Annotated in this window: 18 protein-coding genes and 1 pseudogene; 12 read left to right on the forward strand and 7 right to left on the reverse strand. The window is 45.0% G+C overall.

The window, feature by feature from the left end; genetic code table 11:
* Together ACIG3F_RS03785 and ACIG3F_RS03790 are read left to right on the forward strand one after the other, a co-directional pair.
* Complete coding sequence (locus ACIG3F_RS03785) at nucleotides 1-1,905, forward strand: ATP-binding cassette domain-containing protein (RefSeq protein WP_396469408.1); 1,905 nt, start codon at nucleotides 1-3, stop codon at nucleotides 1,903-1,905.
* A 107-nt stretch (nucleotides 1,906-2,012) separates the two neighbouring features.
* A complete protein-coding gene (locus ACIG3F_RS03790) occupies nucleotides 2,013-2,948 on the forward strand; it encodes a hypothetical protein (RefSeq protein WP_005261737.1) in 936 nt (311 codons plus the stop codon).
* A 45-nt stretch (nucleotides 2,949-2,993) separates the two neighbouring features.
* Here the strand turns inward: ACIG3F_RS03790 and ACIG3F_RS03795 are convergent, their stop codons facing one another.
* Entirely contained in the window at nucleotides 2,994-3,272 is a 279-nt protein-coding gene (locus ACIG3F_RS03795) for a GNAT family N-acetyltransferase (RefSeq protein ID WP_396469423.1), read from the reverse strand.
* A 466-nt stretch (nucleotides 3,273-3,738) separates the two neighbouring features.
* Nucleotides 3,739-4,869 carry an endonuclease/exonuclease/phosphatase family protein gene (locus ACIG3F_RS03800; protein WP_396469409.1) on the reverse strand — a complete coding sequence of 377 codons (1,131 nt, stop codon included), beginning with the start codon at nucleotides 4,867-4,869 and terminating at the stop codon, nucleotides 3,739-3,741.
* Between the two features lie 188 nt (nucleotides 4,870-5,057).
* Here ACIG3F_RS03800 and asd point away from each other — a divergent pair, with 188 nt between their 5' ends.
* From asd to truA, 5 genes are all read left to right on the forward strand, one after another.
* Nucleotides 5,058-6,176: an aspartate-semialdehyde dehydrogenase gene (gene asd, locus ACIG3F_RS03805; RefSeq protein ID WP_004647391.1), complete on the forward strand. Its 1,119-nt coding sequence runs from the start codon at nucleotides 5,058-5,060 to the stop codon at nucleotides 6,174-6,176.
* A gap of 120 nt (nucleotides 6,177-6,296) precedes the next feature.
* Nucleotides 6,297-7,883, forward strand: a complete 1,587-nt coding sequence (locus ACIG3F_RS03810) for a hypothetical protein (protein WP_396469410.1) — start codon at nucleotides 6,297-6,299, stop codon at nucleotides 7,881-7,883.
* 66 nt (nucleotides 7,884-7,949) lie between these two features.
* A complete protein-coding gene (locus ACIG3F_RS03815) occupies nucleotides 7,950-9,338 on the forward strand; it encodes a fimbrial protein FimV (protein WP_396469411.1) in 1,389 nt (462 codons plus the stop codon).
* Between the two features lie 47 nt (nucleotides 9,339-9,385).
* On the forward strand, nucleotides 9,386-10,354 hold the full coding sequence (locus tag ACIG3F_RS03820; protein ID WP_004647388.1) for an asparaginase domain-containing protein: 969 nt from the start codon (nucleotides 9,386-9,388) through the stop codon (nucleotides 10,352-10,354).
* Between the two features lie 15 nt (nucleotides 10,355-10,369).
* On the forward strand, nucleotides 10,370-11,167 hold the full coding sequence (gene truA, locus ACIG3F_RS03825) for a tRNA pseudouridine(38-40) synthase TruA (protein ID WP_004278489.1): 798 nt from the start codon (nucleotides 10,370-10,372) through the stop codon (nucleotides 11,165-11,167).
* A 119-nt stretch (nucleotides 11,168-11,286) separates the two neighbouring features.
* On the opposite strand, the gene ACIG3F_RS03830 is transcribed toward truA, so the two are convergent.
* Nucleotides 11,287-12,294 carry an AraC family transcriptional regulator gene (locus ACIG3F_RS03830; RefSeq protein WP_005245913.1) on the reverse strand — a complete coding sequence of 336 codons (1,008 nt, stop codon included), beginning with the start codon at nucleotides 12,292-12,294 and terminating at the stop codon, nucleotides 11,287-11,289.
* Between the two features lie 231 nt (nucleotides 12,295-12,525).
* Between ACIG3F_RS03830 and infA the strand changes: the two genes are divergently transcribed.
* The 3 genes and pseudogenes from infA (at nucleotide 12,526) to ACIG3F_RS03845 (ending at nucleotide 13,805) form a co-directional block, all read left to right on the forward strand.
* Complete coding sequence (gene infA / locus ACIG3F_RS03835; protein ID WP_001284370.1) at nucleotides 12,526-12,747, forward strand: translation initiation factor IF-1; 222 nt, start codon at nucleotides 12,526-12,528, stop codon at nucleotides 12,745-12,747.
* Nucleotides 12,748-12,881: 134 nt separating this feature from the next.
* A pseudogene (locus ACIG3F_RS03840) lies at nucleotides 12,882-13,262 on the forward strand (hypothetical protein).
* Nucleotides 13,263-13,406: 144 nt separating this feature from the next.
* Nucleotides 13,407-13,805, forward strand: a complete 399-nt coding sequence (locus ACIG3F_RS03845; RefSeq protein ID WP_396469412.1) for a hypothetical protein — start codon at nucleotides 13,407-13,409, stop codon at nucleotides 13,803-13,805.
* Nucleotides 13,806-13,878: 73 nt separating this feature from the next.
* Here the strand turns inward: ACIG3F_RS03845 and leuB are convergent, their stop codons facing one another.
* The 4 genes from leuB to leuC all read right to left on the reverse strand — a co-directional run bounded on the left by leuB (nucleotide 13,879) and on the right by leuC (nucleotide 17,879).
* The gene (gene leuB / locus ACIG3F_RS03850; RefSeq protein ID WP_064094871.1) at nucleotides 13,879-14,958 is read right to left on the reverse strand and encodes a 3-isopropylmalate dehydrogenase; all 1,080 of its coding nucleotides are present in this window, start codon (nucleotides 14,956-14,958) and stop codon (nucleotides 13,879-13,881) included.
* 42 nt (nucleotides 14,959-15,000) lie between these two features.
* Nucleotides 15,001-15,564 (reverse strand): hypothetical protein, encoded by a 564-nt coding sequence (locus tag ACIG3F_RS03855; RefSeq protein WP_396469413.1) that lies wholly within the window; start codon nucleotides 15,562-15,564, stop codon nucleotides 15,001-15,003.
* 87 nt (nucleotides 15,565-15,651) lie between these two features.
* Complete coding sequence (gene leuD, locus ACIG3F_RS03860; RefSeq protein WP_114541288.1) at nucleotides 15,652-16,302, reverse strand: 3-isopropylmalate dehydratase small subunit; 651 nt, start codon at nucleotides 16,300-16,302, stop codon at nucleotides 15,652-15,654.
* A gap of 143 nt (nucleotides 16,303-16,445) precedes the next feature.
* Nucleotides 16,446-17,879, reverse strand: a complete 1,434-nt coding sequence (gene leuC, locus ACIG3F_RS03865) for a 3-isopropylmalate dehydratase large subunit (RefSeq protein ID WP_004647381.1) — start codon at nucleotides 17,877-17,879, stop codon at nucleotides 16,446-16,448.
* A 261-nt stretch (nucleotides 17,880-18,140) separates the two neighbouring features.
* On the opposite strand from leuC, the gene ACIG3F_RS03870 reads away from it, so the two are divergent.
* Both ACIG3F_RS03870 and ACIG3F_RS03875 read left to right on the forward strand, forming a co-directional pair.
* Nucleotides 18,141-18,377, forward strand: a complete 237-nt coding sequence (locus ACIG3F_RS03870; protein WP_004278497.1) for a DUF2061 domain-containing protein — start codon at nucleotides 18,141-18,143, stop codon at nucleotides 18,375-18,377.
* 191 nt (nucleotides 18,378-18,568) lie between these two features.
* The gene (locus tag ACIG3F_RS03875) at nucleotides 18,569-19,444 is read left to right on the forward strand and encodes a LysR family transcriptional regulator (protein WP_004647380.1); all 876 of its coding nucleotides are present in this window, start codon (nucleotides 18,569-18,571) and stop codon (nucleotides 19,442-19,444) included.
* The last annotated feature ends 43 nt before the right edge of the window (nucleotides 19,445-19,487 follow it).

Consider the following 19,487-nt stretch of genomic DNA (forward strand, 5'->3'; position numbering starts at 1 on the left):
ATGGCCTATATTACCCTTAGGGATGTCCAACTTGCGTTTGGTGGACCCGCCCTGCTCGACGGCGCGAATTTTAACTTGGAACGCGGCGAACGAGTGTGTTTGATTGGCCGTAATGGTGAGGGTAAGTCTACCTTACTTAAGCTGATTGAAGGAAGTTTACTGCCTGACAACGGCGAAGTTTCATTACAAAACGGTATTACCATTTCCATGCTGGCGCAAGATGTACCGATGGATTCAGGCAAAGTGGCTGATATCGTGGCAGATGGCGCTGGTGAAGCGTCAGAAGTTCTGCGTGCTTATCATGCTGCTAGTGAAGCCTGTGTACTCGGTGACATGGACGCCTGTGATCGTATGGGCAACCTGCAACACAAAATGGATCAGCTGGATGGCTGGGCGCTGGAAACCAAGGTCAATTCGATTTTAAGCAAAATGGGCCTGGACCCGGATGCAGATCTTGCCGACTTGTCCGGTGGTCGTAAGCGTCGTGTCTTACTGGCGCGTGCCTTGCTTACCCAACCTGATGTACTGTTACTCGACGAGCCGACCAACCATTTAGACGTTGAAAGTATCGAGTGGCTGGAAAAATTCCTGCTCGATCAAAACAATTTGACCCTGCTGTTCATTTCGCATGACCGTGCCTTTGTCGATAGCATCGCCACCCGTATTGTCGAGCTGGATCGTGGTCAACTGCGTAGTTATGAAGGTAACTATTCACGTTATCTAGATCTGAAAGCCCAGCAGATGGAAGCTGAAGAAAAGCAAAATGCGCTCTTCGATAAAAAGCTGGCTGAAGAAGAAGTCTGGATCCGTCAGGGCATTAAAGCCCGTCGTACCCGTAACGAAGGTCGTGTCCGTGCCCTGAAAGCATTGCGTGAAGAATCTAGAGCACGTCGTTCGCAACAAGGTAAAGTGGCAATGGCGACTCAGGATGCCAACCGTTCAGGCAAACTGGTGTTTGAAATTGAGAACCTCAGTGTGAAATTCGGTGACAATCCACCGATCATTAACAACTTCTCTGCACTTGTACTCCGTGGCGATCGTATCGGTCTGGTCGGTGATAACGGTGTCGGTAAAACCACACTCATTAAAGCCATTCTGGGCGAGCTAGAACATGGCGGTACAGTGAAAACCGGTACGCAGTTAGAAGTGGCCTATTTTGACCAGCTCCGTAATGCACTGGATCTAGAAAAATCAGTCAAAGATAACGTGTCAGAAGGTTCTGACCACGTGGATGTGAATGGCAACCGTCGTCATATCTATAGCTATTTACAAGATTTCCTGTTCTCGCCTGAGCGTGCACGTACACCAGTCAAAGCTTTGTCTGGTGGTGAACGCAATCGTATCTTATTGGCGAAACTGTTGCTGAAACCATCGAACCTGATTGTGATGGATGAGCCAACCAATGACCTGGACATGGTGACCTTAGAGTTACTGGAAGAAATGCTGGGTGGCTACAAAGGCACCCTGCTGTTGATCTCGCATGACCGTGCCTTTATGGACAACGTGGTGACATCAACTTGGGTCTTTGATGGTAAGGGCAATATCGACGAATATGTCGGCGGTTATCAGGATTATCTTGAACAGCGTCCGGATCAAACCGTGGTTGACCAAAAAAGTGCCGTGAAAAAAGCCATGGCCAAAGCAGAAGCCGAGACTGCGCCGGCCGCTGCCAAAAAAGTTAAACTCAGTTATAAAGACCAACGTGCACTCGAGCAACTTCCAGCTGAGATGGAAGCGCTAGAAAAAGAGCAGGTCGAGATCAATGCACAACTGGCTGATGGCTCCTTATTTGTGACTGATTCCGATAAAGCACTGAAACTGTCTAAACGCTTATCCGAAATTGATGAGCTGTTACTGGAAAAATTAGAGCGTTGGGAAGAACTGGACAACCTAAGTAACGGCTAAATATTCCCCGAGCTTTTACTAAAGCATCTGTATTCGTACAGATGCTTTTTTATTTCAATAATCTTCTCTGTTAGACTGCACTTAATCTTTTGGCCCTATATTGTTTTATGAGTACTCAGCCTGCATATCAACCCGGTGAATTTCAATGGTCATTCCTGTTACCTCAATACTGGGGCAAATGGCTGGGCATTATTTTCCTGATGATTCTGGCGATCTTACCTTGGGCCATTCAGCATCGTCTGGCGTCCCTGCTGGGCCACCTTTCTTTTAAATACTTGAAATCACGCCGTGAAACCACGCTGCGTAATCTGGAAGTCTGCTTTCCCGAATGGTCTGAAAAGCAGGTACAGGACAATGCCCGTCAGGTATTTATCGATCAAATGCTGGGGGTGTTTGAGACGCTGAATGCCTGGTACAGTCCGAAATGGTTTCAGGGCCGCGTCAGTATTGAAGGCTTGGAACATATTCAGAAGGCACAAGCCGCAGGCCAAGGCATGCTGTTATTAGGCACGCATTCAACTTTGCTCGATGCGGGTGGTTATCTTTGCGCACAATATTTTGAACCGGATGTGGTCTATCGTCCGCAGAATAATCCACTTTTGGACATGCTGATTTACCGTTGTCGCGCCACAATTTATGCCAATCAGATTGACCATGATGATATGCGCGGTCTGGTACGTAACCTGAAAAATGGCCATGCGATCTGGTACAGTCCGGATCAGGATTATGGTTTAAAACAAGGCGTGATGGCACCTTTTTTTGGCGTGCCTGCGGCGACTGTAACCGCACATCGCCGTTTACTGAAAATGACCAAAGCGGCTGCAATTCCTTTATATTTCTACCGTCATGGCGATATTAACAATCCGCGCTACCATGTGCTCATTGAACCGGCACTGGAAAACTTCCCTAGTGAGAATGAAGTTGAAGATGCCACTCGCGTGAACCGGGTGATTGAGCAGCAGTTGCGCATCGCACCGACCCAATATATGTGGTTCCACCGCCGTTTTAAGACTCGTCCTGAAGGCTATAAATCAATTTACTAAATCTATTTGATCACGGGATTTGAAGGGCTCTAGCTTAAAATCATTTTAATGATCCGTTCCCTGATAAATCCACATGGCTTCCGTTTTTCCCGCACACGTGAAGCCTAAGGCTTGATAAAAACCTGTCGCCTGCTGATCGGCCACTAAAATCTGCTGATGAAATCCTGAATAATATTGCAGCATGTTTTGCATGATCAGACGACCAATGCCCTGTCGTTGCAACTTGGGATCAACCAAAAAATGCGGGAAATACACCACCAGATAATTATCTGAAATCGCATTTGCCAGTCCAACTAGCCGGCCATTTATCCGTGCAGTGACCAGACGATGCGAGTGTTGTAACGCTTGGAGTAAAAGTTGTGGTTTCTCAGCGGCAGACCATTAGATTCATACGATAGAGCTGAAGTACTTCCGATTGATTGACCGAATCATTACTGACAATGACAATTTCCTTTCTGCACTCTCAAAATATAGCCTTAAATAAATAATTTTAATTATCAACAAATTAGAAAAATAAGCATTGGAAATAATTTAACCCGAGCTCTACATCCTGTAAAACTCGGGTTAATGAGGTTGTGCTTTCACATATTATAATTCGTTCTGCTTTTTTTTGATTTCCCTTTCAGCATCATATCCATGATGTCTTCATTCAGCTTCGTCTTCCTTATGAGAATATCCTTTCTCGACTCCCTGTGCTGATAAACCTAGAATACCCAGATTCCCAACCTCTGCCCATTCGCAAGAAGCGGAAACTGTTGTAAGCAATATCGTACACTTTTCTTCTAAAAAGCTAAGAGATTTTGCCCCCTTCTTTATATGTCAGAGCAACTTCATCAGTGACTATTTTTTCCTCTTTCTCTGCTTTCTGAATACCTTCTTCAATAGCTTTTTGTGCTTCCTGCTCATCTTCATCAGTTTGTTCTAATTCTTCCTGAATATGCTCGAATATCCGACCGGTTTGCAAAACCAGAAAGACCGGAAAATGGTCAGAACCCACATGCGGTAAACGCTCCATGTGTACCAAGGCAAAATCGGTACTGTGAAAGACGTGATCAAGCGACCAGCGAAAAAAAGGATAATCTGCGTGAAAAGTATTCACATAATGACGCCCTACCCGCGGATCCAGCAGCCCACTAATGCGTTGAAACAGGCGTGTGGTACGTGACCAGGCCACGTCATTCAGATCACCCATCACGATGCAGCTTTCATCCAGATCTTTAATCTGATCACCAACAATCAGCAGTTCAGCATCACGTAAGGTGGAATCTTTGGCCTCGGTCGGGCTGGGCGGTTTGGGATGCAGACAGTAGAGCTGTACCGGTTGTCCTGAGCGTAAGATCACCGTGGTATGAATTGAGGGAATTTCATCACTCAGAATAAATTTAACCTCGGTTTCACTGAGTTCAAGCTTGCTATAAAGATGCATGCCATACAGATTATCCAAAGGCACAGGCACGCGATAAGGATAATCAGCTTCAATCACCGAGAGTGCATTTTGCCAGTTTTGATCGGTTTCCAGAGTCAAAACCAGATCTGGCTGATGAATCTGGATCTGCTCGATCAGTAAATGATATTTGGTATTGGTAGTAAGTACATTGGAAACGACCAGGGAAATCTGACGTTGCGGATCCAGCTGATCATGCTTGACCTGCTTGACCTGTTTTTTCCAGATAAAGGTATAGGGCAATACCATTTTCAACTGATAGGCCAAAGCTGCCATCAGACCGATAAAAAGCAGCTGATTCAACCAGTTCCAGGGATGATCAACCAGGAGAAAAAGAATAAAGGCGATAAAGCCCAATACCAGAATTTGTAATCGTGGAAAATCCGCACCCCGAATCCACCATTCATCGCGTGGTATCAGTGACCAGAAACTTAACCAAATGACAATGATTGCCAGAATTTGGATAACCCATATCATAAACTGCGCTCTTAATTAAGTTATTATTTTTTCTAAAAGAAAAATGACGTTATCAATTTTGTATGTATCATAAAGCAGATATTTCTCTCAAGAATATTGATGTTTTGATTGTGTAGCTCTTGCAGTTGGGTCCCTTTTTGGTACACTCGAATCCCTTTTGATTTTTTAACGCACCGAGGCAAAGTGACATGAAAGTAGGTCTGGTCGGTTGGCGCGGGATGGTCGGTTCCGTCCTTATGCAACGTATGGTTGAAGAGAATGATTTTGCTCATTTTGAGCCATTCTATTTCTCTACCAGTAATGCAGGCGGTGAAGCGCCGGCATTTGGCGGTAAGACCGCCCCAGCACTTATGGATGCATCAGACATTAACAGTCTGAAGCAAATGGATGTCATTATTACCTGTCAAGGTGGCGACTATACCTCTGAAGTTTTCCCGAAATTGAAAGCTGAAGGCTGGAACGGTTACTGGATTGATGCAGCATCAACCTTACGTATGGATGATGAAGCCATCATCGTACTTGATCCGGTCAACATGCATGTGATCAAAGATGGTTTGGTTAAAGGCACCAAGACTTTTGTCGGTGGTAACTGTACAGTTTCCTTGATGCTGATGGGCTTGGGCGGTCTGTTCCAGAACAATCTGGTGGAATGGGCAACGTCAATGACCTATCAGGCCGCTTCAGGTGCAGGCGCGCAAAACATGCGTGAACTGATCAATGGTATGGGTTATTTATATAACAATACCAAAGAGTTGCTAGATGATCCGCGTTCTCCAATTCTGGATATCGACTCTAGAATTGCTGAATTACAACGTGGTGAAGGCTTCCCGTCTGCAAACTTTGGCGTTCCTTTGGCTGGTTCACTCATTCCTTATATCGACAAGCAACTGGAAAGCGGCCAGTCGAAAGAAGAATGGAAAGGTCAGGTTGAAACCAACAAGATTCTGGGCAACCAGCAGATCGTGCCAATTGATGGTCACTGCGTGCGTATTGGTGCCATGCGTTGTCACTCTCAGGCATTAACCCTGAAATTGAAAAAAGATGTACCTTTGGATGAAATCGAAGACATCATTGCACGTGCCAATGACTGGTCTAAAGTGGTTCCAAATACTCGTGAAGCATCCATGACTGATCTGACGCCTGTTGCTGTAACAGGTACTTTAAGCGTTCCAGTCGGCCGTCTGCGCAAGCTGAATATGGGTAAAGAATATCTGGGTGCGTTCACTGTAGGTGACCAGTTGCTTTGGGGTGCCGCTGAGCCGTTACGCCGTATGCTACGTATTTTGATTGATTATAAAAATGCCTAATATCCTGTGGATATAAAGCCAAAAGCCGATCTTTATTGATCGGCTTTTTTATGTAACTATTGCGTAAGTATTTTACAAAAAACAAACATCCCGTTAATCTATAATTTTCGCTATGCGATAATGACTGAGCTCACGATTAAGATGACTGTATATAACAAATTAAAGCTTGCCATTTTAGCCATTGTCGCTTCACAAAACATTTATGCGATTAATGTAGATCCGGTTCAGATTCAGTCTGCCCCTGGGGAGTTACTTTACGCAGAAATGACTTTTCGGCAGTCTGATATCAATTTGCCGATTGAAGTCAGTCTGGCTTCACCTGAAGATTTAATCTCGATGGGTGCATCGCATCAGCCACCCGGTCATTTGAACTTTTTTACTCGGCGCAGCAATAATGGCACTGGGGTTATTACCATTACCTCTTCTCGACCCATGACAGAGCGCGAGCTGAATATTATTGTCAAAATCAAGGAAGGCAGTGCTGCACGTCTGCAACATATCCGTACGCCCTTACAAGCTAAAACCGATTTATTAAAAGCCAGCCTCAAACAGAATGAACGCCCGCTTGCACCAGTTGTCGTCGTCAGTGAAAAAGATATTGCACTCAACTTACCCGTAAGTAGCCATTACAGTACAGCAGCTTCCACAGCCTTAAATAAGCCACCGGTTTTAGAAAAGCCGTTGGCTTTGCAACGCACAGCACCACCTGCATTATCGAACACTTCCATTCCTAAAACTGCATTTGCACCAGCTGTAATGACATCAAGTCCAGCGATTCAGGCTCAAGCGATTGCGCCTGTATTGAAAAGCGAGGCTGTAACTCCACCCGATACTCAAGCCCCAGTTAAAACTGCAGCGGCGCTTTCAGATTCAGTAAGGACCTCACAAGCAACTCTTGCATCGCCGGCTCCTGCAGCAGCCTCGACTACAAACAAACCAACCAGTACGATACCAGCAAATCAAAGTGCATCAGCACCAAATAAAGCAAATATGCAGAAAGCTGTAGAGTCCCATTCTGATCATCAAACTGCTTCCAGTGATCCATTGGTGAAAAAATTTGCTGAGGAACAAGCCAGAAAATCAACTGGATCAACTAATCCGGTGAAAACTCCAGCTCCAGTTACTACAAAAGCTTCACCAGTCAAAGCAACTCCGAATCAGACTCAACCTACTTATGTAGTTCAATCCAATGAGTCACTGTGGGGAATTGCCTCACGAATTGCTCAACAGCAGCAGCGCCCGGTCAATGAAGTCATGCAACAAATTAAAAAAGACAATGAGCATGCTTTTATTGGAGGAAATGCCAATCGTCTACGTAAAGGTGCTGCATTGAACTTAAATACGACTCATCCTACACCTGCGCCTATTAAAGTCACTGCGGCAAAGCAAACCGAGCTACCGTCTAAGCCTACTGGCAAGACTAAATACCGCCTGAATCAGGCAGAAATGAGCCTAGTGGCTGAGAACCAGCGCGATTCCGGGCAAGTTTCTGCAAACCAGAACACAGAACGCAATCAAACATCAAAGGAATTGTCATTAAAAGTTATGACAGCCCGAGAAAAAACCGTTAAATTACAGAGAAACGTAACTGAATTAGAATTGGCACTCAATCAGAAGGATCACAGAATTCAGTTATTAAATGCGCGTCTGGCCCAGCTACAACAACAGCTCAAAGCCCAACAAGCAGATAAGAAGCCAATTAATTAAAAAGTTACACATGACGATTTATTGGGATAGGCGAACTTAAACTACTCTATCCCCAAGGGGTAAAACATGCTGATTTATGTGATTCCATTAGTGATATTGATCATCGTATTAATTGTCTTTAAAAAACGACAAGATGCTCAAGAATCAGATAAAGCAAAAACTAAAACGGTAAAAGCGAAAAAACCTGGCTCTGCTTCAAAAGCTGCTCCACAAAGAACCAAAGTAGTGGAGCCAGTCGGGGTCACAAAAAAATCAGCAACACCATTATCGGCAGAAACACGCAAGAAAATTGAAGGCCTAATTCAGGAACGTAATTTTTTTGCCGCCGAAGCGCAGATTAATCAGGCGCTGAATCGTGACAATTCCCAACACGAACTTTATCTGTTGCTGTTAGATATTCATATCTTGCAGAAAGATGATTTTGCGATTACGCAACTCATTAATCATATTCGTGCACTCAACATTGACGATGTACTCAGCCCAGCTGAAGAAAAGAGAACGGCTTACGAAAAAACAAAAGCTACAGAATCGACTCAGACTGCTACACCTGCCACGCCCGTATCCAATAACACCGCCTTTGATGCCTTAAATCAAGCTACGCTGCCTGCGGATACTAAAACGGAATTGGCATTCGAGCAATTACAACAGGAAATCGCTCCAGCGAAAGAAGAACCATCACCTCTTGAGTTTAACTTTACTCCTAGTTCTGCACCTGCTGCACCAGTCACAACGAAGACTGAGCCTGTCGAGAATAAGAGTTTAGATTTTAATACCGCACCTAGTATTCCTCAGGCTGAACCGACTGAAACACCAGCTAAAAACAGTAATGAAATTCAATTTGACTTCGATTCTTTTAAAGTAGAGACCACTACAACTGAAGTTTCACCCTCTGCAGCTCGTGACACTCTAGAGCCAAATTTTGAAAAGAAAATAAGCGGCAATGAAATTGCTGACTTTGATCTCAAGTTAGAAAGTAACCATCCACAAACAGCTGCTGCCACTGAAGAAATCAAACCTCTAGATTTTTCTTTCTCGCTTGACACGCCAGTACCAGCAGCTGAGAAAACTGCAGTGCCAGCGACTGAGTTTGACCTGTCTAGCTTGACAGCTGCAGCACCTGTGGCAGAACCAGCGTCACAAACCAATCTATCAGGCATGGATTTCAAATTAGATCATTTAGAAACCACGCCAGAAGCGCCTGCTGCGACAGCGATGAGTTTCGATCTTCCTGCTACACCAGCTCAGGCAACGATAGATCAGCATGATCCGCTGGTGCAATCTTTCCCGGAATTACTGGATGTTAATGAAGCAGGTCTCGACCTGGATCTTGCGCAGCAATATATTCAACTCGGTGCCTATGCCGCTGCCCGTGAAGTCATTGCGGAGCGAGAAGCTGAATATACTCCTGAGCAACAACAACGCGCCGAGCAATTACTGAATCAAATCGCATCTTGATGCATTTCGATTTACACTAAAGCAGTCAATAATTGGCTGCTTTTTTTATGATAAAAAATATTGCATTAATTTATATGGGCGGCACATTCGGCTGCGTGGGGGATCCTCTCGCACCGATGCCTGCTGATTTATTTATTCCAAAGCTCGAACAGATACTTGCAGAGCAGTATTTTGTAGAATGCCACCATGCACCCGCCATTAAGGACAGTAGTGCCTGCACAGCAACCGACTGGTTGCAACTGGTACAGTTTATTCAGCAATTGCAATCGCGGCAAATCCAGCATTTTGTGATTATTCACGGTACAGATACGCTGAGTTATGCCAGTGCAGTACTGGCACATTTTATTGGAAACTCGGCGCATGTGGTGCTGACCGGTAGCCAATATCCGTTGCTGAATGCTCAAGGCAATGAACAGCGTGAATTTAGTGATGCCCTGGATAACCTGAAATTTGCACTAGATTCCATCAGCGAATGTAGCGCTGGAGTCTATCTGGCATTCCATCATCAGCTGCTACATGCGCAAACTGCACTGAAACAGCATACTACCGAGTTAAATGCCTTTGCAGGTCTTGAAGCCAATATCGCAATCCAAACCAGTCAAGCGTGTTATCAGATCGAAGCTAAAGATATTGTGAAAGCGGCTAAATTCAACTGTATGAGCATCATGATGCAGCCGGTTGATCTGACCCAGCAGCTGAATAACCTGAACAACCTCTTGGCTCGACCACCGCATTTTTTATTTCTGCAAGGTTTTGGCACTGGCAACCTGGCGGTCAATGACGCCATGATTGCGCTCATTGATCAACTCTATGAGCAGGGCTGTATTTGCGTCTTAACCACCCAAGTGCCTTTTGGTGCGACGGATCAGCGCTATGCCATTGCCGAATGGGTGAATCACTGCAAAATTTTGCTGAATGAAAGTTATGGACATGCGGATCTGTATGCAAAAGCCCTGAAAATGTATTTACAATACGACACTGTAGAGCAATGGCATCGTCATTGGTACGATCAATAAGGTTTTGAGGTCATTATGCAGCGTTTTGCGGTGGGAATTGAGTTTTGTGGGATGCATTATCGGGGATGGCAGACTCAACAGCCGGGAGTTGCAAGCGTACAGGAAACCATTGAAAAGGTCCTGAGCAAAGTTGCCGATCAACCGATTAGCCTGCATGGTGCCGGCCGCACGGATGCCGGGGTACATGCGACCAATATGGTGGCGCATTTTGATACGGATGCCGTGCGTTCTGAACGTGGCTGGCTAATGGGCTGCAATAGCCAACTCCCTAAAGACATCTCGATTCAGTGGATCAAAGAAATGGATCACAGCTTCCATGCCCGTTTTAAGGCACAGGCGCGCCGCTACCGATATGTGGTCTATAACCACCCTGTGCGCCCGGCATTGCTGCATAAACAGGTCACCCATGTCTATGCACCGCTTGATGTTGAACAGATGATATACGCCGCGAAAAAGTTTGAAGGCACGCATAACTTTGAAAGCTTCCGCGCCGCAGCCTGTCAGTCCAATCAGCCCGTTCGTCATGTCAGCCATTGCCGCTTGATTCAGCATGGTCAGTATCTGGTACTGGATATTCAGGCCGATGGCTTTCTGCACCATATGGTGCGCAATATCATGGGATGTTTATTGGAAATTGGTCAGGGCATGTATGCTGCCGATCATATTGATAATATTTTCGCGGCAGAAGACCGTAAAGCTGCTGGTGTGACTGCGCCAGCAGATGGTTTGTATTTTATTCATGCTGATTATCCGGCGCAGTTTGAATTACCTGAATTACCCTTAGGTCCGCACTGGCTGAATATGCCGGAATAGTTTTTAAATTTTTTAGAATATTTACCTCCCCTAACCCCTCCTGAAAGGAGGGGAACCACAACCTACGAAAATACCGTAATGAAAAACCCCTCCTTTTAGGAGGGACTTAGGGAGGTCGTTTAACGTTGCTTCCGCTTCCGATATTCTACCGGCGTTTCATTAGTCCAACGTTTAAAGGCACGGTAGAAGGTACTTGGCTCGGAAAAACCGGTCAGATAGACAATCCGCTCGACGCTCTCATTGGTACTCGCCAGCAAACGCTTGGCCAAACGACAACGATAATCCGAGAGAATCTGCTGAAAACTGGTATGTGCCTCACTCAGTTGCGTTCTCAAACGGCGTGGCGTGATATTCAGTTGTGCTGCTACAGTTTCCAGTGTGGTTTCACCACTCTCCAAAGTAGAGCCAATCGCACGACGGACTTCACCGACCAGATCATATCTTGCCAGTTCCTGTAATTTTTCAATCGCCAGTTGCTCATGCAGCTGCAACAGCTCAGGTTCAGCCTGCCACAGCGGATATTCCAGGATAGTCGGATCGAAGTACAAACGGGTTTCTTTCTGACCTAGACTGACCGGACACTCATAAACCCGGAAATATTCATCATCAGGTGCCCCTTTAGAAAAATTAAAATCGATATAAATCGGTTCAAAACGTCCTTCAGTAATAAATTTAAAGAAACGAAGTACGCCTGACATGGCACATTCAGTAAAATGACGATTGACCAGACTCTCAGCAAAAGGCTGTTCACCATTGGTTAAATAGCAGCGATCATCTTCAATCACTAATTTGGCAGCAAAGGCATCGCTGATCAGTCGCTGATAAGCCAAAGCACGTTTCAGTCCCTCACCAAAATTTCCAGATGAAACAAACAGGTGTTCAATGACCTGACCACGATAAAGTGGCAGGTGCTCCCCCAGATGCAATCCAATATCCGGATCCTTGCTGACTTCCTCTGCCGCCACCCAAAAGGCATACTGGGCACTCAGCGGCGTACGGTCATTGGCTTCCACCTGATTTAAAGCCACTCCTGCTTTGGTCAAAAGTTCTTCTGTTGGCAACCCCGCACGACGAATCGCCTGATAGCCTAAACGCAATACGACTGATGCATCCGTTAGCTGACTCACTCAAAAGCCTTCCTTGTATGTACTTCATTTATACTTAAAAAGATTAATTTTAGATTAACTGTGATTGACCAAACTGACAACAGAAACAGGTGTCTTTTTAGTTAAAAAAATTATCGTGACAGTTCGCCTATTTTACTGGCAGATGATCAGTCTAACGCCCGTTTCATCTTGTATTTTGCAAAAAAATTGACTATAATTTGCGCCTTTCCAATTTATTCATTCAGGTAGGCTATGGCCAATAAAGAGGAACTCATCGAGTTCGAAGGCGTTGTCACCGAGACGCTTCCTAATACTATGTTCCGTGTACGTTTAGAGAACGGTCACGAAGTGATTGCCCACATCTCTGGTAAAATGCGTAAACACTATATCCGCATTTTAACTGGCGATAGTGTGAAGGTTGAAATGACACCTTATGATTTGACTAAAGGTCGTATCACATATCGTGCACGCTAAGTTTTAGCGCAAGCAAAAGCCACTTTTAGTGGCTTTTTTATTACTTGAATTATTTATCAATCAATAAAATAATTTGACACAGATCCATAAATTCACGACTATTCATTGAATTAAAAACAACATGTATAAAAATAATAAATATGAAATGCTTACCCCTACTTTCCAGCTTGTTTCTCGTTGCGTGCGTTACCGGCGGCAATCAGCATCTGCATCAGTCTCTACAACCTTATGTGGGTCAAACTGCAGCACAGGTTCGTAGCCAGCTTGATCTTCGTGCAATGAGATTCAAGACCTCCCAGCAACCAATTCAAACCGCAGAATTTCTCAGCTACACTATTTTTCGGGAGATGAATATTCCGATGGGCACGCCGAATATTAGTCAAAGCATTTCGATCGGTGCACCAATGCCGATGCCGTCAAATGGTGGTTATAATATTGAGATGAAATGCTAAATCTGGTTTGACCTAAAAGATGAAATTGTTCAAGCCATCCGCTATACCGGTAGAGCTTGTTAAGCTGTACTCATCGAGTTCAAAGCCTGGATCGGATTAAATCAGGGATCAACCTCACCACGCTAAACTTCTACCGATTATCAAATCACAACAGTATTTTTGCATGGAATGCGATTACACTCATTTTATTTGGTGTGAGGACAGCTCATGAAGTTCACACTGATTTTAGTATGCTGCACAGCATTGGGTTTGCTTGGTGCATGCAGCACCACCTCCTCAACGACTGCACAGCGTGATGCCTATTTACAACAGTTCATTGGGCAAAGCAGCCAACTGATCGATCAAACTCTGGATCTAAAACGTTTAGGTTACCAGCAGATCAGTGGGCCTGAACGCAGCGCCAAGCAATTAAGCTATGTGGTACAACGCCCCATTACCATTCCTTTGCCTGTAGCGCAGTTTCCTGCCACAGGGACAGGCACTGTACCGATTCCAGTGTCAGTAAGCCCTGCCGGCGGCTATGACGTCAAATTGCAATGTAAAATCACCTTCTTACTCAAAGATAATATTGCCACCGCGGTACGCACCACAGGCCGAACCTGTTAAGCCGTTTAAGCTTTGAAATTTCTATCATAAAAAAACGCAGCTCAAGGCTGCGTTTTTTTGAATCGAAACAGGCTTAGTTCAATGCAGCAACGACTGCTTGACCCATTTCAACCGTACCGACTTTTTGCATGCCTTCAGACATGATATCTGCCGTACGCAAGCCTTGATCCAAGACCTGACCTACTGCATCTTCAATCGCTTTAGCAGCCGCTTCTTCACGGAAGGTATAACGCAACATCATCGCCACCGAAAGAATCGTCGCTAATGGATTTGCCAGGTTTTGACCGGCGATATCTGGTGCAGAACCATGACAAGGCTCATACATGCCCTTGCCATTTTCATCCAGAGATGCCGATGGCAACATGCCGATTGAACCGGTCAACATCGCAGCTTCATCAGACAGGATATCACCGAACAGATTCGAGGTGACAATCACGTCAAACTGCTTTGGCGCACGCACCAGTTGCATTGCGGCATTGTCGACATACATATGCGATAAATTAATTTCAGGGTATTCGGCATCTTTCAGCGCAGTCACTGTCTGTTTCCACAGCTCAGTCACTTCAAGCACATTGGCTTTATCCACTGAACATACTTTACCACCGCGCAAGTTGGCCATTTCAAAAGCGACTTTAGCGATACGCTTGATTTCAGACTCTGAGTAAACGTCAGTGTTGTAGCCTTGCTTCTCGCCATTTTCCAGTTCACGGATACCACGTGGCTGACCGAAGTAAATACCACCCGTTAACTCACGCACAATCAGAATATCCAGACCTGCTACGATTTCAGGCTTCAAACTTGAAGCATCAGCCAGTTGCGGATAAAGAATGGCTGGACGCAAGTTAGCAAACAGATTCAGTTCGCTACGCAATTTCAATAAACCACGTTCCGGACGGATTGAACGCTCAATCGTGTCCCATTTTGGACCGCCCACGGCACCGAGCAAAATCGCATCGGCTTTTTTAGCCTGTTCAGAAGTCACGTCTGGATACGGTGAACCGTGTGCATCAATGGCTGCACCACCGAGTAAACCCTGTTCCCATGTCAAATCGAGATTAAATTTTTCATTTACACGAGTCAGCACCTGCTCTGCCGCTTTGACAATTTCAGGACCGATACCGTCACCAGCTAAAATCAAAATTTGTTTAGACATGAGATTTTCCGTTTAAAACGTCAGATTCAGACCTGACAGAGGTTAGATTTTCTTTTCTACAAACTCTGCAATCCCGGTGACTGCATTATAGGGTTTGCAAAAACGACGAATGGTTTTTTGCTCTTGTACCAGATCTACACAAAGCGGATCCGGTGCCGAAGCATTTAATAAACTGCTGCTACGCGCACTACGGTCACGGAACATTTTTAAGCTATAGCGGTTATTGGCCTGAAAACGATGGAATACATGTAAAGTTTCCGCTTTATCCTTACTGATCGGATAGAAACGCACGACCAGTTCATGCTGTCCTGCCGGCACGGATAAATAAATCGGGTTGGCCTGATTTAAATTTTTGGCCTTCAAGCGCACCAGTTTCTGCTTCAGCGCCTCATCACTGATGCGGCCATTGTCGGCGTTGACAATAATGGTCTGATTGAAGCGTTCGAACTGGCAATCTGGCGTCCCTGTACAGTAGATCAGGGCATTGCTTTTGCTCTCAGTATTTTCTTTGGCATGTTTGAGTTTCATCGTGTCGATGCTTTGACATGCAGTCAACAGCACCGATACTGAACTTAAAGCAAGCAACTGTTTCCAATAATTCGCCATAATGTCTGTCTTACCCAATCAAAAAACTCAATAATCTTCCGATATTAGCAAGGGCATCGCAGTCATGCCATGACAATTTTTACTGATTTATCCATGAATTTCGGCAAATACCCAAGGACGCGATTGTTTGGTTTTTTCTTCATAGGCACGAATATCATCCGCCACCTGCAAAGTTAAGCCAATATCATCCAGACCATTTAACAGGCAATGCTTGCGAAATGGATCGACTTCAAACTTAAAGCTTTCACCCGTAGGGGTACGAACTTCTTGTGCCTGCAAGTCAATGGTCAGTTGATAGCCTTCATCTGCCGCACATTCCTTAAATAACTGCTCAACAATATCTTCAGCCAAAATCACGGGCAACATACCGTTTTTAAAACAGTTATTAAAGAAAATATCGGCAAAGCTTGGCGCAATAACAGTACGGAAACCGTATTCACTCAAAGCCCACGGCGCATGTTCACGGCTAGAACCACATCCAAAGTTGGCACGTGAAATTAAAATAGACGCACCCTGATAACGTGGCTGGTTCAAGACAAAGTCCGGATTGATCGGACGAACTGAATTGTCCTGACCTGGATAACCTTCATCCAAGTAACGCAATTCATCAAATAAATTTTCACCAAAACCGGTACGTTTGATCGATTTCAAAAACTGTTTTGGAATAATTAAATCTGTATCGACATTGGCACGGTCTAAAGGTGCAACGATACCTTGTTCAACGGTATAAGCTTTCATATTTATTTCCCAATGAATCCGTAACCTCTCCCTAGCCCTCACTTGCGCTTCGTTTTAAAGCAGTGCTTAAAACTCACTCAGGAGAGGGAACCCCTTCTCTTGCGCCATTTGGCTCATGGAGAAGGTCAGGATGAGGGCTTAAACTAGAATGAACGAACATCAACAAAGTGACCGGCTATCGCAGCAGCAGCTGCCATGGCTGGACTCACCAGATGGGTACGACCGCCATTGCCCTGACGACCTTCAAAGTTACGGTTCGAGGTCGAGGCACAATGCTCGCCCGGCTGTAATTTGTCGGCATTCATGGCCAAGCACATTGAACAGCCTGGTTCACGCCATTCGAAGCCCGCTTCGACAAATACCTTGTCCAAGCCTTCCGCTTCTGCCTGAGCTTTGACCAGACCAGAACCTGGAACTACCATCGCCTGTTTAATTGAGGCGGCAACTTTACGACCTTTGATCACTTCGGCTGCAGCACGAATATCTTCAATACGCGAATTGGTACATGAACCGATAAATACGCGATCCAGCTGAATCTCAGCCAAGGCCTGACCGGCATTTAAGCCCATATATTGATAAGCACGGTTCCAGTCATTGCGTTGTACCTCGTCTTTGGCTTGTTCCAAAGTCGGTACTGCCTGAGACACTGGAATAACCATCTCAGGAGAGGTCCCCCAAGACACTTGCGGCTCGATCTCTTCACCTTGCAACACGACTACTGTATCAAAATGTGCATCTTCATCCGAATGTAAGGTATTCCAATATGTAACCGCTTGATCCCACTGTTCTGCAGTCGGCGCATAAGGACGGCCTTTAACATATTCAATAGTCTTGTCATCGACAGCGACCATACCCACGCGTGCACCGGCTTCAATCGCCATATTACACACGGTCATACGACCTTCGATTGACATGTCACGGAACACCTGCCCACCAAATTCAATCGCGTGGCCTGTACCACCTGCGGTACCAATCTTGCCAATAATCGCCAAGACTACATCTTTTGGTGTCACACCTTGACCTAATTTGCCGTCAACGCGCACTAACATGTTTCTCATCTTCTTTTGAACCAGACATTGGGTCGCCAATACATGTTCAACTTCTGATGTACCGATACCGTGCGCCAAGCAGCCAAAAGCACCATGGGTTGCTGTATGCGAATCACCACAGACCACAGTCATGCCCGGCAAGGTCAAGCCTTGCTCCGGCCCGACCACATGCGCGATGCCCTGACGGATATCATTAATATCAAATTCAACAATATTAAAGGTCTTGCAGTTATCATCCAAAGTTTGTACCTGGATGCGCGAGGTTTCATCTTCAATTCCGGCAACACCCTGTTCACGCTCTTTTTTCGAGGTCGGTACGTTATGATCCGGTGTGGCAATATTCGCGCTTAAACGCCATGGCTTGCGCCCGGCCAATTGCAAACCTTCAAAGGCCTGTGGAGAAGTCACTTCATGTAATAAGTGACGATCGATGTACAGTAAGGCAGAACCATCATCACGTTGCGTTACTAAATGGTCGTCCCACAATTTATCATATAATGTTTTTGCTGTTTGGGTTGCGCCTGCCATGTCGATGTACTCCACTGGACTGGGTAAATTCTTTCTCTGATTTTGATTATATCGCTGCAATCACATAAATCTAATTTATCATTTTTATCAGTTAAAAAACTTTTTGGAATCTTTTAAAAGCTGAATCAAATCATGCTTTAGTTTTATTTTTATAAATCTAGTTTTCCGATTAATTTATAAAAAATATTCGTTTTTACAAATTAAATGAGAATTATTATTATTTCTTCATCGGCAGAGATGATGATTTTGAGGAACTTCGACATGGCACATATTCAACGCTTTGTAGACAACAACCAACGCATGTTCAAAAAGACCTTCAGCTACTACATTATGCACATTACTGTGGCGATGATTGTGGGATACTTGGTAACCGGCAGTTTGACGATGGCCATTGCCTTAAGTTTATTAGAGCCAACGGTACAAGCAGTGGCTTTCTTCTTTCATGAAAAAATCTGGGAGGGTAATAATCAACAGCAGAATGAGGACATTACCGTCTAAGAATCTTCTGTCGAGGTTCCTGATGAAAGACTGCCTGCATAGGTGGTCTTTTTTAGTTTTTAAAATGCCAAAGCTTTGAAAATATATAGTAATTCAACACTGCAACATCAATGAGCTAATTTTACTTTGATTTATTCTTAAAATATAACAATAATAGATTTACACATAAAAATTCTTTATAGGTGATTAAGATGAATCTCGCAGCCTTTGAAGCCTTCGTGAAAGTCATGGAAACCGGTTCGATTTCTCTGGCCGCAGATCAGCTCTTCATTACCCAGCCTGCTGTTACCAAACGTATTCATAGTCTCGAAGAATACTTTGGGGTCAAGCTGTTTGAATCTGCCGGACGTGGCGTACAGGCCACCCATGCGGCGCACTCCCTGTTGCCTAAAGTGAAAAACTGGCTGAATGAACTCGGGGATATTCATTATACTTTGAGCCATGAACAGGGTCAGGTACAGGGCAAACTGAAAATTGGTACCAGTCATCATATTGGCCTGCATCATCTGCCGAGTCATTTGCGCCGTTATGTCCAGGAATATCCGGACGTGACCCTGGATGTGCATTTTGTTGATTCCGAGCAAGCACATGAACAGGTGATTGCCGGCGATCTGGAGCTAGCATTTTTAACCTTGCCGCCCCGTGGTGATGCGCGTCTAAATTACGTGACTATCTGGAATGATCCTCTGGTCTTTGTGGTGGCACCGTTTCATCCGCTGACGCAGCAAAAAAATCTGTGTCTGGAAGATTTGCTCGACTACCCGAGTCTATTGCCCTCATCACAGACCTATACCTCGCAAATCACCTTGGCCGAATTTGAGAAACAGGGCATCAAACCGAAAGTCAGTATGAGTAACAATCCGCTGGAATCGATCCGGATGCTGGTATCGATTGGCTTAGGCTGGTCGGTACTGCCAAAAACTTTGGTCAATCATGACCTGCACCAGCTGGATATTAATCTGGAAATGAACCGTCGCTTGGGTATGGTCTGGCATCCGGGTCGTACGCAGTCCAAAGCGGCACAGGCTTTGGTTCAGCTCATGCAAGGCGCCTCCCTGTCTATTTAAATTTTTTCTCAACATGCTGCATCCAAAACGGTGCAGCATTTTG

Origin of the sequence: Acinetobacter sp. NPDC052428, from assembly GCF_044547685.1 — a bacterium.
Lineage (GTDB): Bacteria > Pseudomonadota > Gammaproteobacteria > Pseudomonadales > Moraxellaceae > Acinetobacter > Acinetobacter lwoffii_G.